The organism is Kribbella sp. NPDC050281 (assembly GCF_040655855.1).
In the GTDB taxonomy this organism is placed as follows: domain Bacteria; phylum Actinomycetota; class Actinomycetes; order Propionibacteriales; family Kribbellaceae; genus Kribbella.
Window position 1 is genome coordinate 28,840 of record NZ_JBFAKS010000038.1, and the last position, 14,621, is coordinate 43,460.

Sequence of the window (14,621 nt, forward strand, 5' to 3'; positions counted from 1 at the left end):
GTGCCCGGAAGTAGCCAGCGCAAGGGCGCCATCCGCAAGAAGCCGCGAGGCAACCCGACCGCCGGATCCGGTGGCCGGGTCCGCCGCGGTCTGGAGGGCAAGGGCCCGACGCCGAAGGCGGTGGACCGGACCAAGCACCCGGCACACAAGCGGGCGAAGGCGAAGGAGCGTGCCAACGAGCGCGAGCGCAACCGCCGCCCGGCCCGCAAGGACAGCGACTCCACCGTCGAGTGGGTCTACGGGCGCAACCCGGTGGTCGAGGCGCTGCGGGCCGGCGTACCGGCCGCGGCGCTACATGTTGCCGAAGGCACCGAACGGGACGCACGGCTGCGCGAGGCACTGCTGCTCGCGGTCGAGTACGGCGTCTCGGTGCTCGAGGTGCCGCGGGCCGAGCTCGACCGGGTCACCGCCGGCGGCGCCCACCAGGGTGTAGCGCTGCAGATCCCGCCGTACGAGTACGCGCATCCCGACGACCTGCTCGACCGGGCGTACGCCGCCGGCGAGGTGCCGCTCGTGGTCGCGCTGGACGGGGTGACCGACCCGCGCAACCTGGGCGCGATCACCCGATCCGCGGCGGCTTTCGGTGCTCACGGCGTACTGGTCCCGGAGCGTCGGGCGGCGTCGGTGTCGGCGTCGGCGTGGAAGACGTCGGCCGGTGCCGCGGCGCGGATCCCGGTCGCGCGGGCGACCAACCTCAACCGCGCGCTGAAGTCGTACAAGGACGCCGGCCTGATGGTCGTCGGCCTCGACATGGGTGGCGCCGTCGAGCTCCCCGACCTGGACGTCGCGACCGAGCCGCTGGTCCTGGTCGTCGGCTCCGAAGGCAAGGGCCTGGCCCGGCTGGTCCGCGAGAACTGCGACCTGATCGTCTCGATCCCGATGACGTCGGCCACCGAGTCCCTCAACGCCGGCATCGCCACCGGCGTCGCCCTCTACGAAATCTCCCGCCGCCGCGCGTGACAGCACAACGCCCCGGACCGGGTGGTCCGGGGCATTGCTGTTGCAGGGGTCAGTAGACGCTCACGCCGTAGCGGGAGAGCGCTTCGGTCACGGGCTGGAAGTACGTCGTCCCGCCGCTGCTGCAGTTGCCGGAGCCGCCGGAGGTGAGGCCGAGGGCCTTGGAACCGGCGAACAGCGCGCCGCCGGAGTCGCCGCCCTCAGCGCACACGTTGGTGCGGATGAGGCCGCTGACGGTGCCTTCGGCGTAGTTCACCGTGGCGTTCGTGCCGGTGACCGAGCCGCTGTGCACACCGGTGGTGCTACCGCTGCGCTTGACGGCCTGGCCGACGGACGCGTTGCCCGCGGTGGTGATGTCCTGACTCGTACCGTTGTACAGATCCACCGTTCCGGGGTGGTTCGTGTACGACGTGCTGTACCGGACGATCGCGTAGTCGTTGCCGGGGAAGCTCGACCCGTAGGTGGTGCCGAGCAGCGTGGTCTTGCTCGAGTTCGCGTACCAGCTGGACGCGATGTTGCCGCAGTGACCGGCGGTCAGGAAGTAGTACGTGCTGCCGCTGCGGACGTTGAAGCCGAGCGAGCAGCGGTACTGCCCGCCGTAGATCGCGTCACCGCCGGCGATGTACTTGGTCAGCTTGCCGGAGATCTTCTCCAGCGTGACCCGGTCGCCGAACTGCTTGGTGACCCCGGTGAGCGAGGACAGCTTGGCGCCGGTGACCGTGTCGTCGTACGAGACGATGATCCGGCCGTCCGGGTTGGTCTGCCAGGCCGTGCCCGGGATGGACGCGTCCTTGCTCAGCGTGGCGGTGATGGCGGTCGCCGACAGTGCCGACGGGTTGATCGGGGCGGCGTTGGCCTGGGTGGCCAGCAGCCCGGCAGCGGCGAGCCCGGCGGCGGCCAGGATCGCGGTGGTACGGCGAAGCGGAGAGAATTTCACGGTTTCAGCCTCCTCACGATGAGGACGCGCTCGGGGCGGGTGCGTCCTTGACTTAAAACCGTGAGCAGTAGTACCCAGATCTGTCCGTGGGTATTCGTCCGAATTCGGAGCGTGAGGGTAATCCTCCGTTCAGTACACGGCGACGCCGTACCGGGTGAGGGCCTCGACGACTGGCTGGAAGTAGCTGACGCCGCCCGAACTGCAGTCGCCGCTGCCGCCGGACAGCAATCCGTAGGCGTACTGCCGGTAGAACAGTGGACCGCCCGAGTCACCCGGCTCCGAGCAGACGCTGGACCGGATCATCCCGGTCACCCGGCCCTCGGGGTAGTTCACCGTGACGTTGAGCCCGGTGACCGTTCCGTGCTGCAGACCGGTGGTTCCGCCGGCGCGGTACACGTACTTGCCGAGGTTCGGATTGACCGCCCGGCTGATGTCCTGCGACCGGCCGTTGTACAGGTTCACGCTGCCGCCGGGCCGTGAGATGTCGGTCCGGTAGACGATCAGCGAGTAATCGTTCCCCGGGAAGCTGAAGTGGTGCCGCTGGCCGAGCCGGGAGGTCTTGGCCGAGTTGTTGTACCAGGTCGCGGCCTCGGCGCCGCAGTGACCGGCGGTGAGCAGGTAGTAGACGCCCCGCCGGGAGACGTTGAAGCCGGCCGAACACTTCACATTGCCGCCGTAGATCGCGCTCCCGCCGCTGATCCGTGTGGTCAGCTTGCCGGGCAGCTTCGTCAGTACGACGCCCTCCCCGAGCTTCTTGGTCACGCCCGTCAGCGAGGTCAGCTTGGAGCCGGTGACGGTCGAGTCGTAGGACACCTCGACGGTTCCGTCCGGCCGGGTCATCCAGGTGGTGCCCGGGATCGCGACGTCCTCGTTCAGGGCAGAGGTGATCGCCGCGGCGGACAGTCGGGGCGGCTTCACCGGATCGGCCTTGGCGGGGAGCGCGGTCAGAGTGAGTGCGGCAACGGCGAGCGCGGCGGCGCTGCGCCGGAGAGTGGAAGATCGCATGTCATCAGCCTTCCGGGGCGTGCGGTTCTGATGAGGCCATTGGCAGGTTCAGGACGTCAAACGCTTGGATGAGTCTAGGCCGCTGCAGGTCACCGTGCGTCGCAACACCTGCAGATCACCACGCAACATCGCGTGGTCGACGTCGACCGCCCACTCCTCGCCGGACAGCGTCACCGTCATCGCCCCGTTCTCGAACCACGGCCCGTGCGACAACCGCCAGTTCGCCGCCACATCCCGTACGCCGGCCGACCGCGCGAGCCGGTGCAGCAGCGCGGTCATCCACCGGGTGCCGAGGATGTGGTTCGCCCATCTGATGTGCTGCGGCACCGGGTTCCGGAACGGCGACATGGTGAGCTGGCGGATCGCCGTACCCGGATGCTCGACGGTCGTCAGCCGGGCCTCGGCCAGATAGCTGCAGTGCACGTCGCCGGACAGCATCAGGATCGACGCCGGCGGATCCTCGCCACCGACCACCTCGGTCAGCAGTGTGGTCACATCGTCGAGCGACTTCCGGAACGACGCCCAGTGCTCCAGATCCATGCCCTGCCGGATCCTCTCGCCGACCCGGGCGCCGCGCTTTCCCCAGGCGCCGGACGAGATCGCCTCGTCCCATCCCTCCAGGTGATGCAGTCCGGGCGCGAGCAGGAACGGCAGCGTGGAGGCCAGCAGCAGATGCTGGATCGGACGTGTCGCCCCGACCGTGTGCCGTCGTACCCACTCCCACTCATGGGTGTCGACCATCGCTCGCTCGTCCGGATCCAGGTGCCGGGAGCACCGTGAGTCGATCGCGAGCAGCCGGACGTCGCCGAAGTCGCGATAGAAGCTCCAGCGGCACGACGCCGGGTCCTCGTCCGCGGTCCACGCGAAGCTGTCCAGGTACGCCGTACGTTCGTCGTCGTCCTCGATCGTGAGCATCGCACGGTACGTCGCGTCCTGGTCGAGCTGCTCGGGCGAGAGGTTGCCGAGGTGCTGATAGACCCAGTACGACGCATACGCGCCGACGACCCGGTCGTGCCACCACGGCTGCGCGGTCACCCAGCGACGCCAGGTCAGCGAGGTGTTCCAGTCGTCGCGCAGGTCGTGGTCGTCGAGCAGCATGCACAGGGGAATCGTGGAGAACAGCCATCGCACGGCCGGCGTGGTCCAGGAGTCGTCGTACAGCCAGGTGTACTCCTCGAAGTTCCCGATCTCGTCGGCGACCTCGGACCCCGGCCGCCCACCATGGGCCTCGTGCAGTCGACGCAGTACGGCGTCGGACGGGTCGTCGGCGTACACCTGGTCACCGAGGAGCAGGACCGCGTCCGGTTGATCACCGTCACCGGCTGCGACCGACTCGGCCAGCGCGACCAACGCGTCCGGGCCGAACTCCTTGAACCCCGTCTCGTCGAACGGCGCGGACCGGCGGCACGACCCGAACGTCAGCCGGAAGCTCCCGTCCGCAAGTGGCGTCCGGATCACGCTCGGGCCGTACGGGCTGTAGGAAAGCGGCCACACCGTCGCGCCGTCGAGCTTCACGTCGTACGGCGTCGTGGAGTCCGGCGCGAGGCCCTCGATCCGGACCAGCGCGTAGTGGTGGCCGTGGACCGACCAGGTCCGGGCCTTGTGGCCGAGCACCTCGACCTCGGCCGGACCGCTGGTCTCCACCCAGACGGTGGCCCGGGTCTCGTCGACGTACCGCAGCAGCGGGCCCAGCCTGAGTTCCATCGGGCAAAGTTACAAGCTCAATCCAAGCGCAGCGAGTGCAGAACGAACGACGCGAGCTCGCGGTAGGCCTCGGCGTCGTTGAGACCGGTCCGACGGGCGATGTCGCCGCGCTGGATGGCCTGCATGGTGTGCGCGACCATCTCGGCCGCGAACGCGATGTCGACCTGCCGGAACGACTTGTTGTTGATCCCGTCCTCGATCAGCGACCGGACCCGGTCGGCCGCGATCCGGGTGTTCCGCTCGTACACCGACCGGGCCGGCGCGAACGTCGCGACGTCGTCCAGGAAGGTCCGGCTGGCCGGCCGGAGCGCGTCCGCGACCGCGTTCAGGTACGCCGCGATCCGCCGGTCGTGCCGGGTCTGCCGGGCGACCGCGGATTCGACCTGGGCGGTGGCATTCTTGAAGTAGTGCTTCACCACCTCGACGGCGAGCTGCTCCTTGCTCGGCGCGAGCGCGTACAGGGTCGTCTTGCTGCAGCGCAGCTCGGCGGCCAGGTCGTCCAGGGTGAACCGGCTGAAGCCCTGCTCGAGGAACAGGGTCAGGAGCCGGTCGAGCAGTTCGGACTGCCTGCGGGTACGGCGCCCCGGAACGACTGTTGTCATATCGAGACAGCATAGAACGATACGGAGTTAGGTGCTTCAGTATCGTTGCGAGTATCATTTCGTCAGCCGTTGAGAGGGGTGTCTGATGGCTGTCGATCGTCTCCTGCCGACCGAGGAATCCACCGATCTGCTCGCCCTGGTCCGTGACCTGTGCGCGCACGAACTCGCGCCGTACGCCGCTCAGGCCGAGGAGAGCGAGACCTTCCCGCGGGATGCGTTCCGCACACTCGGCAAGGCCGGCCTGCTCGGCCTGCCCTACCCGGAGCAGTACGGCGGCGCCGAGCAGCCGTACGAGGTGTACCTGCAGATGCTCGAGGAGATCGCCGCCGCCTGGATGTCGGTCGGCGTCGGCGTCTCCGTGCACACGATGACCAGCTACGGGCTGGCCACCTTCGGGACCGAGGAGCAGCGGGCCCGGTTGCTGCCGGACATGGTCGGCGGCGAAATGCTCGGGGCGTACGCGCTGTCCGAGCCGCAGGCCGGCTCCGACATCAGCGGGATGACCACGCGCGCGGTCCGCGACGGCGACTCCTACGTTCTGACCGGCACCAAGGCGTGGATCAGCCACGGCTCGCACGCCGACTTCTACACCACCTTCGCCCGTACGTCGCAAGACCCGAAGCGCGGCATCTCCGCCTTCCACGTGCCGGCGTCCGCCGAGGGCCTCAGTTTCGGCGCGCCCGAGCGCAAGATGGGCCTGACCGGGTCGACCACCACGCTGGTCAACTACGACCAGGTCCGGATCCCGGCTGCCAACCTGATCGGAGCCGAGGGTGAGGGGATGCGGATCGCCCTGTCCGCGCTCGACTCCGGCCGGCTCGGCATCGCGGCGTGTGCGGTCGGTCTGGCCCAGGCCGCGCTCGACGTCGCCGCGGCGTACGCGCTGGAGCGGCAGCAGTTCGGTCAGGCGATCGCGGACTTCCAGGGCGTTCAGTTCCTGCTCGCCGACATGGCCGCCGCGGTCGAGTCCGCGCGGGCGACGTACCTGCAGGCCGCGCGGCGCCGCGATCTCGGCCGCCCGTTTACCCAGCAGGCCGCGATCGCCAAGCTGATCTGCACCGACGCCGCGATGAAGGTCACCACCGACGCGGTCCAGGTGCTCGGTGGGTACGGTTACACGCGCGAGTTCCCGGCCGAGCGGTACATGCGCGAGGCCAAGGTCACCCAGATCTTCGAAGGAACCAACCAGATCCAGCGGCTGGTGATCAGCCGAGATCTCCTGAGGAGTGTTCGATGAAGTTTGGCCCGTCCGACGTCGCACTGGTCACCGGTGGCGGTTCCGGTCTCGGTGAGGCGACGGTACGGCGGCTGGCCGCCGACGGAGCCGGGGTGGTGATCGTTGACCTGGCGTCCTCCGCGGGCAAGGCGATCGCCGACGAGCTGGGCGACCGGGTGGTGTTCGCGCCGGCCGACGTCACCGACGAGGCGGCTGTGACGGCAGCGCTGGACGCGGCCGCCGGGCTCGGCACGCTGCGGGTGGTCGTCACCTGCGCCGGTATCGCGACGCCCGGCCGGGTCGTCGGCCGGAAGGGTCCGTTGCCGCTGGCAACATTCCGTCAGGTGGTCGAGGTGAACCTGATCGGCACCTTCAACGTGCTCCGGCTGGCCGCCGAGCGGATGATCGCGCAACCGCCCGGCGACGACGGCGACCGGGGTGTCGTGGTGATGACCGCGTCCATCGCGGCGTACGACGGCCAGGTCGGGCAGGCGGCGTACGCGGCCAGCAAGGGCGGCATCGTCGGCCTCACCCTGACCGCGGCCAGAGACCTTGCGGACAAGGGGATCCGGGTCGTCACCATTGCCCCGGGCACCATGGAGACACCGATGCTGGCCGGCCTCCCGGAGGAGACCCGTACGGTCCTCGAGCAGCAGGTCCCGCACCCGTCCCGGCTCGGCCGCCCGGCCGAGTACGCCGCTCTGGTCGGTCACATCATCGACAACCAGATGCTCAACGGCGAGGTCATCCGGCTGGACGGCGCCCTGCGGATGCCGCCGCGCTGATCACTCCGGTTCGGACAAGGTCGGGGTGGGCAGCGCAAGCTTCTCGTCCGGCTTGGCCGCCAGCACATCCTCCACGTAGGAGCGCGCGGCTTCCATCGTGTCGATCTCGTGGCCGGCCTGCTCGGACAAGAACCAGCGGTGCTCGAGCACCTCGTGGAACACCTCGGCCGGCTCGAGCTTGCGTTTCAGGTCGCGCGGGACCGAGCGGACCACCGGCTCGAACACCGTGGTCAGCCATTGGTGCGCGACGATCTCCTCGTCCTCGTTCTGCTGGTCGGTCGCGGCTGAGAACGCGTCCAGATCGTTCAGCAGCCGGCGGGCCTGGTTCTCCTCGACATCCAGGCCGGTGAGCCGCAGCAGCCGGCGCGAGTGGTGCCCGGCGTCGACGACCTTCGGCTGGATCCGGACCTGGCTGCCGTCCCAGTCGGTGATGATGTCGATCTCGGCGACGTCGAAGCCGAGCTCGTTCAGCCGCCGGATCCGCGAGTCCAGCCGGTGCATCTCGTCGGTGGTGAACTCCTCCGGCGCGGTCAGCTCGGCCCACAGCGCCTCGTACCGCTTCTGGATCGACTCGACGGTCTCCTGCGGGTCGATGTCCGGGTCGAGCAGCCCGCCCTCCTGCAGGTCGAGCAGTTCGCCGAAGAGGTTGATCTCCGCGGTGTAGAGATCGTGCGCCCGCTGGCCGTCGGAGATGTCCTGGTGCAGCTCGCCGGTCTCGGCGTCCACCAGGTACGCCGCGAAAGCGCCGGCGTCGCGGCGGAACAACGTGTTGGACAGCGAGCAGTCGCCCCAGAAGAACCCGAGCAGGTGCAGCCGGACGATCAGCGCCACCAGGGCGTCGATCAGCCGGTTCACCGTGTCCGGCCGCAGAGTGCTGGAGAACAGAGCGCGGTACGGCAGCGAGAACTGCAGATGCCGGGTGATCAGGATCGAGTCGATCGGCTCACCGTTGCGGTCCAGCCGGTCGGTGATCACGCCGACGGGCTCGACCGAGGGCGACTCCAGCCGTTCCAGGTCGCGCAGCAGCCGGTACTCGTGCAGCGCGAGGTGCTCCATCACTTCCTTGATCGCGTACACGCTGCCGTTGACCCGGACGAACCGGACCACGTGCCGCGAGATACCGCGCGGCAGCGCGACCAGCTGGTCCTCGGGCCAGTCCTCCAGGGGCACGTCCCACGGAAGCGACAGAAGACCGGTGTCCGGGCGGGTGGCGACGAATCGGGGCACGGCTCCAAGTCTGTCAGGAATCCCGAGAGTTCAGCGAGGTACGCAAGCTATTGCAAGAACTTGCGTGATCAGGCGTAGAGTTTGCGTTATGACACGACGACTTGCAGAGGTGGCCAAGAAGGTCGGCGTCAGTGAAGCCACCGTGAGCCGGGTCCTGAACGGGAAGCCGGGTGTGTCCGAGGCGACCCGGGAAGCGGTGCTCACCGCCCTCGATGTCCTGGGGTACGAGCGTCCCACGCAGCTGCGCGGCGACCGGGCCCGGCTCGTCGGGCTGGTGCTGCCGGAGTTGCAGAACCCGATCTTCCCGGCGTTCGCCGAGGTCGTCGGTGGCGCGCTGGCGCAGCAAGGTTTCACGTCCTTGCTCTGCACCCGCACGGTCGGCGGCGTGTCCGAGGCCGACTACGTCGACCTGCTGTTGCAGCAGCAGGTGTCCGGGGTGGTGTTCGCCGGCGGCTTCTATGCCCAGGCCGACGCACCACACGCGCACTACGAGCTGATCCAGGAGCGCAAGCTGCCGACCGTCCTGGTCAACGCGGCGGTCGATCACCTCGGCTTCCCGCAGGTGTCCTCGGACGACTTCGTCGCCGCCGAGATGGCGATCGGTCACCTCCGCGCCCTCGGCCACCGCCGGATCGGCATGGTGCTCGGGCCGCGCGACCACATCCCGTCGCGGCGCAAGCTGGACGCGTTCATGGCAGCGGACGAGGCGGATCCGGAGCTGGTCGAGCACACCATGTTCTCGCTCGAGGGTGGGCACGCGGCCGCGACCCGGCTGGTCAACAAAGGGGTCACGGGCATCGTCTGCGCCAGCGACATCCTGGCGCTCGGCGCGATCCGCGCGGTCCGCCGGGCCGGCCTGTCCGTGCCCGACGAGGTCTCCGTGATCGGGTACGACGACTCCGCGATGATGAACTGCACCGACCCGCCGCTGACCACGGTCCGGCAGCCGATCGACGCGATGGGCCGGGCCGCCGTCGACATGCTGGTCGCCTTGATCGAACGGGCCGCCGTACCTGCCGACGAATTGCTGTTCGAGCCGGAACTGGTCGTCCGGGCCTCCACCGCACGCGCCAGGATCTGACCCACCACCCTCTCTGCAGCCGCTGACCGGTCACCGGTCGGCGGCTGCTGTCGTCTGCCCTGCGCGAGCCACCTTCCCATCTGAAGTCATGTTTTTGCAATCTTCTATTTGAGTATTGCGCAGTGGTGTCGAGTTGCCTACGGTGTCCGCAAGATCGAGGGAGAGGGTGGATCGATGAGGACAACGCGGCGCGGGCTCAGCCTGCTGCTGGTCGCGGGACTCGGGCTGGTGGCCGCGTCCTGCGGGTCGGGGGACGACGAACCGAGTGCTCAGGCGTCAGCGAGCAGCGACGGCCCGGTGACCATCACGGTCGGCTGCCAGCCGCCGAAGAGCAATCCGAAGGAGCGGGAAGGCTGGGACGCCGACGTGGCCGCGTTCCAGCAACAGCACCCGAACATCACCATCCAGAGCAAGGACGCGTTCCCCTGCATCAACCCGGACACCTTCCAGGCGAAGCTGGCCGGCGGCAGTCAGGAGGATGTGTTCTACGTCTACTACACCGACGTCCAGAAGATCATCAAGGCCAAGCAGGCCGCCGACATCAGCCAGTACGTCGGTGACGTCAAGGCGGTCAAGGACCTGCGGCCGGACGTGATGGGCGTGTTCAAGGACGGCGACAAGACCTACGGGCTGCCGCGCAACAACTACAACATGGGCCTGGTCTACAACCGCAAGCTGTTCACCCAGGCCGGCCTGAACCCGGACAGCCCGCCGAAGACGTGGGGCGAGGTGCAGGAGGCGGCGAAGAAGATCGCCGCGATCGGCCCCGGGTACGTCGGCTTCGGTGAGTACTCCGCCGGCAACACCGGCGGCTGGCACTTCGCCGCTTCGCTGTACGCACGGGGCGGCTCGATGGTCAGCGACGACGGCAAGACCGCCGCGTTCAACAGCGCCGAAGGCAAGGCGGTGCTGGAGAACCTCAAGCAGATGCGCTGGAACGACAACTCGATGGGCAGCAAGCAGCTCCTCCAGTGGGAGGACCTGATGCGGATGATGGGTTCCGGCAAGCTCGGCATGATGATCGGTGCGCCGGATGTCGTGCAGGGCGTGAACAACGACTTCCAGGGCAAGTTCGAGGACTACGGCGTCACCGCCGTACCGGAGTCCGAGGGCAAGGCGTCGCTGAGTGGTGGCGACGGCTACATGTTCAACCCCAAGGCCACGCCGGAGAAGATCAAGGCCGGCCTGCTGTGGCTGAACTTCCACGAGCTGACGCCGGGTCAAGGGCAGTTCAACTACGCGCGGGCCAAGGAGCAGGGACGTCCGGTCGGGCTGCCGATCCCGGACCTGTACGGCGACTCCGCGCCAGGCAAGCAGATCGTTGACCTGCGCAAGCAGTACGCGACGGTCCCGGTCGACCACTTCTCGCCGTACGTCGCGGCGCAGTCGACCATCACCAACAAGCTCGAGCCGCCGAAGGCGCAGGAGCTGTACGCCGTCCTGGACGTGGCGATGTCCGCCGTCCTGACCCGAAAGGACGCCGACATAGACAAGCTGCTCTCCGATGCGGAGGGCAAGGCCAACAAGATCCTGGCCAAGAACACCTGATGGCTGTTACCGACGAGCGGGTGCGCCGCCCTCAGCTGATGGGGGCGGCGGACCCGCGACCTGACGAGGATGCCCAGGGTGCGATCCGGCGGGCGGTGGGGCGGAATCTGACCGCCTACGGGTTCTTGTGCGGGGCGTTGATCTGTTTCGCCTTGTTTTCTTGGTATCCGATGGTGCGCGAGGTGGTTCTCAGCTTCCAGGAGAACAACTTCGTCGACCCGGGGAAGTGGGTCGGGTTCGACAACTTCCGGACCGTGATCGAGGATCCGGCGTTCCGGTCCGCGTGGCTCAACACCGCCGCATTCAGCGGTCTCGCCCTCGTGATCGGGTACGCCGTACCGTTCGTGCTGGCCGTCGTACTCAACGAACTCCGGCACGCGAAGGCCTACCTGCGGTTCGTCGTCTACCTCCCGGTGATGCTGCCGCCGGCCGTCGCCGTCCTCCTGTTCAAGTGGTTCTACGACCCGGGCTCCGGCCTGTTCAACCAGATCCTCGACGTCTTCCACCTGCCGCCGCTGAGCTGGCTGGACTCCACCAGTACGGCGCTCGTGAGCCTGGTACTGGTGTCCACCTGGATGAACCTCGGCACCGGCACGCTGATCTACCTCGCCGCGCTGCAGAGCATCCCGGGCGACCTGTACGAGTCGGCCGAGCTCGACGGCGCCGGCCTGTTCCGGCGGGTGTGGCACGTGACGATCCCGCAGACCAAGCTGATCCTGCTGGTGATGTTGCTGCTGCAGGTCGTCGCGACCATGCAGGTGTTCATCGAGCCGTACCTGCTGACCGGCGGCGGTCCGGAGAACGCGACCGTCACGGTTGCCTACCTGATGTACCAGTACGCCTTCAACTTCGGCGACTTCGGTGGCGGCGGTGCGCTCGGCTTGATGCTGATGCTCGTCCTGCTGGTGTTCTCCACGATCTACCTGCGCGTGTCCCGCGAGGAGGAGGCTCGATGAGGACCTTGGTGTCGCCGCTCGCGCTGCGGACCCCGCGCGGCCGGCTGATGTACTGGACGATCCTGACGGTCGTCGTGGTCGGCTTCACCGGCGCCTTCGTGTTCCCGCTGTACTGGATGGTGACCGGCGCGCTCAAGTCGCCGGACGAGTTGGCCCAGATCCCACCCAGCTTCTTCCCGAAGTCGTTCGACCTCGGGGTGTACGCCGACGCCTGGGAACAGCTGCAACTGGGCGTCTTCCTGAAGAACACCGCCCTGTACGCCGGTGGCGCGTGGCTGTTCACGCTCGCCGTCGACGTCACTGCGGCGTACGCCCTGTCGAAGCTCCGGCCGTTCTTCGGCAAGCTGATCCTCGGCGCGATGCTGGCGACGCTGATGATTCCGCCGATGGTCCTGCTGCTGCCGACGTACCTGGTGGCCAAGGATCTGCCGATCTTCCACCTGGATCTGCTCAACACCCCCTGGGCGATCTGGTTGCCGGCGGCAGCGAACGGCTTCTTCGTGTTCCTGCTGAAGCGGTTCTTCGACTCGATCCCGCGCGAACTGCTGGAGGCGGCGGAGATCGATGGTGCCTCGCCGCTGCGGATCCTGTGGTCGATCGTGCTGCCGGTGTCGCGGCCGATCCTCGGTGTGGTGTCGATCCTGTCCGTCGTGACGGTGTGGAAGGACTTCGTCTGGCCGCTGCTGGTGCTGCCGGAGACGGACAAGATGTCGATCAGTGTCGGCATCGCCTCGCTGTCCGCGCAGATGCCGCAGAACGTGCTGATCGCATCGCTGGTGATCGGCAGCCTGCCGACGATCCTGGTGTTCTTCGTTTTCCAAAGAAGCATTATGGCCGGCCTCACTGCCGGAAGTCTCAAAGGATAGGAACAATATCCCGCCCCTCGCTCCGCTCGGGGCGGGATGGCGAGGGCGGGTCCAACCGCCGGAAGTCTCAAAGGATAAGGGGATTCGATGGCTGACGAGTGGTGGCGCGACGCGGCGATCTACCAGGTGTACCTGCGCAGTTTCGCCGACGGCAACGGTGACGGGATCGGCGACCTGGCCGGTCTGCGCGAGCGGCTGCCGTACCTGGCCGAGCTCGGCGTGGACGCGATCTGGCTGAATCCGTGGTACCCGTCCCCGATGGCCGACGGCGGGTACGACGTCGCCGACTACCGCGCGATCGACCCGGCCTTCGGCACGCTCGAGGAGGCCGAGGCGTACATCGCGGAGGCGCACGCGCTGAACATCCGGACCATCATCGACATCGTCCCGAACCACGCGTCCGATCAGCAGGACTGGTTCGTCCAGGCGTTGCAGGCCGGTCCGGGGTCGCCCGAGCGGGAGCGGTTCCTGTTCCGCCCGGGACGCGGTGAGCTGCCGCCCAACGACTGGCAGTCGATCTTCAACGGCCCCGCCTGGACCCAGGTCGAGGACGGTGAGTGGTACCTGCACCTGTTCGCCCCGGAGCAGCCGGACTTCAACTGGCGCAACGCCGAGGTGGTCGAGGAGTTCCACGCGATCCTGCGGTTCTGGCTGGACCGCGGCGTCGACGGGATCCGGATCGACAGTGCCGCCGTACTGTTCAAGGACCTGGACAGTGTCGAGGAGTCGTACACCGACCACGACGAGGTGCACGACGTGTACCGCGGCTGGCGGCAGGTCACCGATGCGTACGACGGCCGGTTCCTGGTCGGCGAGATGTGGATGCCGGATCAGGAACGGTTCGCGCTGTACCTGCGCCCGGACGAGATGCACACGGCGTTCAACTTCGACTTCCTGTCCCGCCCGTGGCAGGCCGACGAGCTCAAGGCGTCGATCGACCTCACGCTGGCCACGCATGTCCCGATCGGAGCCCCGCCGACCTGGGTGCTGTCCAACCACGACGTCACCCGGCCGGTGACGAAGTACGGGCGCCCGGACACGTCGTTCTCCCATCAGGACCGCAAGCACGGCATGCGTACCGACCTCGTCCTCGGCGAACGGCGCGCCCGCGCCGCGGCCCTGCTCGCGATGGCGCTGCCGGGTGCGGTGTACGTCTACCAGGGCGAGGAGCTCGGTCTGCCGGAGGTCGAGAACCTGCCTGACGAGCTGCTCCAGGACCCGATCTTCGCCCGCTCCGGCGGCACCGACCGCGGCCGGGATGGTTGCCGAGTGCCCCTACCGTGGTCGGGCAAGGAGCCCCCGTTCGGCTTCGGAACCGGTACGCCGTGGCTTCCGCAACCCGCCGACTGGAAGAACCTCACCGTCGAGTCCCAGCACGACGACCAGAACTCGATGCTCACCCTCTACCGAACCGGCCTCGCACTCCGCCGCACCTACCTCGGCGACGGGACGCTCAGCTGGCTCGACTCGCCATCCGGTGTGCTGACATTCCAGCGGGAGAACCTGACCTGCATCACCAACCTGACGGCCGCCCCGGTCGACCTGCCGCCGCACGAGGAGGTGCTGCTAACCAGCACCCCACTCGACGCCGGCAGGCTCCCAACCGACAGCACAGCCTGGATCAGGTAGTTGCCGGACCGGTCTCATCAGGTGTGGGCGTGGTACCTGCCAGACCGGCCAAGACGTCATCCCAGGTAGTCCCATGGGACGTGTCGTCGGGCTCGCTCTCAGACGCGG

The 14,621-nt window shown here is 68.1% G+C and carries 13 protein-coding genes; 8 read left to right on the forward strand and 5 right to left on the reverse strand.

Translation table 11 applies throughout. From position 1 onward, the window contains the following. Positions 1–960 carry a 23S rRNA (guanosine(2251)-2'-O)-methyltransferase RlmB gene (rlmB, locus tag AB0I34_RS32950; RefSeq protein WP_360452669.1) on the forward strand — a complete coding sequence of 320 codons (960 nt, stop codon included), beginning with the start codon at positions 1–3 and terminating at the stop codon, positions 958–960. Positions 961–1,009: 49 nt separating this feature from the next. On the opposite strand, the gene AB0I34_RS32955 is transcribed toward rlmB, so the two are convergent. From AB0I34_RS32955 to AB0I34_RS32970, 4 genes are all read right to left on the reverse strand, one after another. After that, positions 1,010–1,894: a S1 family peptidase gene (locus AB0I34_RS32955; RefSeq protein WP_360452671.1), complete on the reverse strand. Its 885-nt coding sequence runs from the start codon at positions 1,892–1,894 to the stop codon at positions 1,010–1,012. A gap of 129 nt (positions 1,895–2,023) precedes the next feature. After that, positions 2,024–2,899, reverse strand: a complete 876-nt coding sequence (locus tag AB0I34_RS32960) for a S1 family peptidase (protein WP_360452673.1) — start codon at positions 2,897–2,899, stop codon at positions 2,024–2,026. A gap of 48 nt (positions 2,900–2,947) precedes the next feature. After that, entirely contained in the window at positions 2,948–4,603 is a 1,656-nt protein-coding gene (locus AB0I34_RS32965; protein WP_360452675.1) for an alkaline phosphatase D family protein, read from the reverse strand. A 17-nt stretch (positions 4,604–4,620) separates the two neighbouring features. Then, entirely contained in the window at positions 4,621–5,205 is a 585-nt protein-coding gene (locus AB0I34_RS32970) for a TetR/AcrR family transcriptional regulator (protein ID WP_360452677.1), read from the reverse strand. A gap of 85 nt (positions 5,206–5,290) precedes the next feature. Between AB0I34_RS32970 and AB0I34_RS32975 the strand changes: the two genes are divergently transcribed. Then, the gene (locus AB0I34_RS32975) at positions 5,291–6,442 is read left to right on the forward strand and encodes an acyl-CoA dehydrogenase family protein (RefSeq protein WP_360452679.1); all 1,152 of its coding nucleotides are present in this window, start codon (positions 5,291–5,293) and stop codon (positions 6,440–6,442) included. Continuing rightward, positions 6,439–7,206: an SDR family NAD(P)-dependent oxidoreductase gene (locus AB0I34_RS32980; RefSeq protein WP_360452681.1), complete on the forward strand. Its 768-nt coding sequence runs from the start codon at positions 6,439–6,441 to the stop codon at positions 7,204–7,206. The genes AB0I34_RS32975 and AB0I34_RS32980 overlap by 4 nt, the downstream gene beginning before the upstream one ends. On the opposite strand, the gene AB0I34_RS32985 is transcribed toward AB0I34_RS32980, so the two are convergent. Continuing rightward, positions 7,207–8,454 (reverse strand): DUF4032 domain-containing protein, encoded by a 1,248-nt coding sequence (locus tag AB0I34_RS32985; RefSeq protein ID WP_360452794.1) that lies wholly within the window; start codon positions 8,452–8,454, stop codon positions 7,207–7,209. It abuts the gene before it with no gap. A 67-nt stretch (positions 8,455–8,521) separates the two neighbouring features. Between AB0I34_RS32985 and AB0I34_RS32990 the strand changes: the two genes are divergently transcribed. The 5 genes from AB0I34_RS32990 (at position 8,522) to AB0I34_RS33010 (ending at position 14,513) form a co-directional block, all read left to right on the forward strand. After that, complete coding sequence (locus AB0I34_RS32990; RefSeq protein ID WP_360452683.1) at positions 8,522–9,514, forward strand: LacI family DNA-binding transcriptional regulator; 993 nt, start codon at positions 8,522–8,524, stop codon at positions 9,512–9,514. A 174-nt stretch (positions 9,515–9,688) separates the two neighbouring features. After that, a complete protein-coding gene (locus tag AB0I34_RS32995; protein WP_360452685.1) occupies positions 9,689–11,062 on the forward strand; it encodes an extracellular solute-binding protein in 1,374 nt (457 codons plus the stop codon). Further along, positions 11,062–12,018 carry a sugar ABC transporter permease gene (locus AB0I34_RS33000; protein ID WP_360452687.1) on the forward strand — a complete coding sequence of 319 codons (957 nt, stop codon included), beginning with the start codon at positions 11,062–11,064 and terminating at the stop codon, positions 12,016–12,018. The genes AB0I34_RS32995 and AB0I34_RS33000 overlap by 1 nt, the downstream gene beginning before the upstream one ends. Next, on the forward strand, positions 12,015–12,884 hold the full coding sequence (locus AB0I34_RS33005; protein WP_360452689.1) for a carbohydrate ABC transporter permease: 870 nt from the start codon (positions 12,015–12,017) through the stop codon (positions 12,882–12,884). Before AB0I34_RS33000 ends, AB0I34_RS33005 begins: the two co-directional genes overlap by 4 nt. A gap of 87 nt (positions 12,885–12,971) precedes the next feature. Further along, entirely contained in the window at positions 12,972–14,513 is a 1,542-nt protein-coding gene (locus AB0I34_RS33010) for an alpha-amylase family glycosyl hydrolase (protein WP_360452691.1), read from the forward strand. Positions 14,514–14,621: the final 108 nt, after the last annotated feature.

Bases quoted from the DNA above. Each gene is read 5' to 3' on its own strand.
- AB0I34_RS32960 (WP_360452673.1), bottom strand. From the start codon at position 2,899: ATGCGATCTTCCACTCTCCGGCGCAGCGCCGCCGCGCTCGCCGTTGCC.
- AB0I34_RS32965 (WP_360452675.1), bottom strand. From the start codon at position 4,603: ATGGAACTCAGGCTGGGCCCGCTGCTGCGGTACGTCGACGAGACCCGG.
- AB0I34_RS32970 (WP_360452677.1), bottom strand. From the start codon at position 5,205: ATGACAACAGTCGTTCCGGGGCGCCGTACCCGCAGGCAGTCCGAACTG.
- AB0I34_RS32975 (WP_360452679.1), top strand. From the start codon at position 5,291: ATGGCTGTCGATCGTCTCCTGCCGACCGAGGAATCCACCGATCTGCTC.
- AB0I34_RS32980 (WP_360452681.1), top strand. From the start codon at position 6,439: ATGAAGTTTGGCCCGTCCGACGTCGCACTGGTCACCGGTGGCGGTTCC.
- AB0I34_RS32990 (WP_360452683.1), top strand. From the start codon at position 8,522: ATGACACGACGACTTGCAGAGGTGGCCAAGAAGGTCGGCGTCAGTGAA.
- AB0I34_RS32995 (WP_360452685.1), top strand. From the start codon at position 9,689: ATGAGGACAACGCGGCGCGGGCTCAGCCTGCTGCTGGTCGCGGGACTC.
- AB0I34_RS33000 (WP_360452687.1), top strand. From the start codon at position 11,062: ATGGCTGTTACCGACGAGCGGGTGCGCCGCCCTCAGCTGATGGGGGCG.
- AB0I34_RS33005 (WP_360452689.1), top strand. From the start codon at position 12,015: ATGAGGACCTTGGTGTCGCCGCTCGCGCTGCGGACCCCGCGCGGCCGG.
- AB0I34_RS33010 (WP_360452691.1), top strand. From the start codon at position 12,972: ATGGCTGACGAGTGGTGGCGCGACGCGGCGATCTACCAGGTGTACCTG.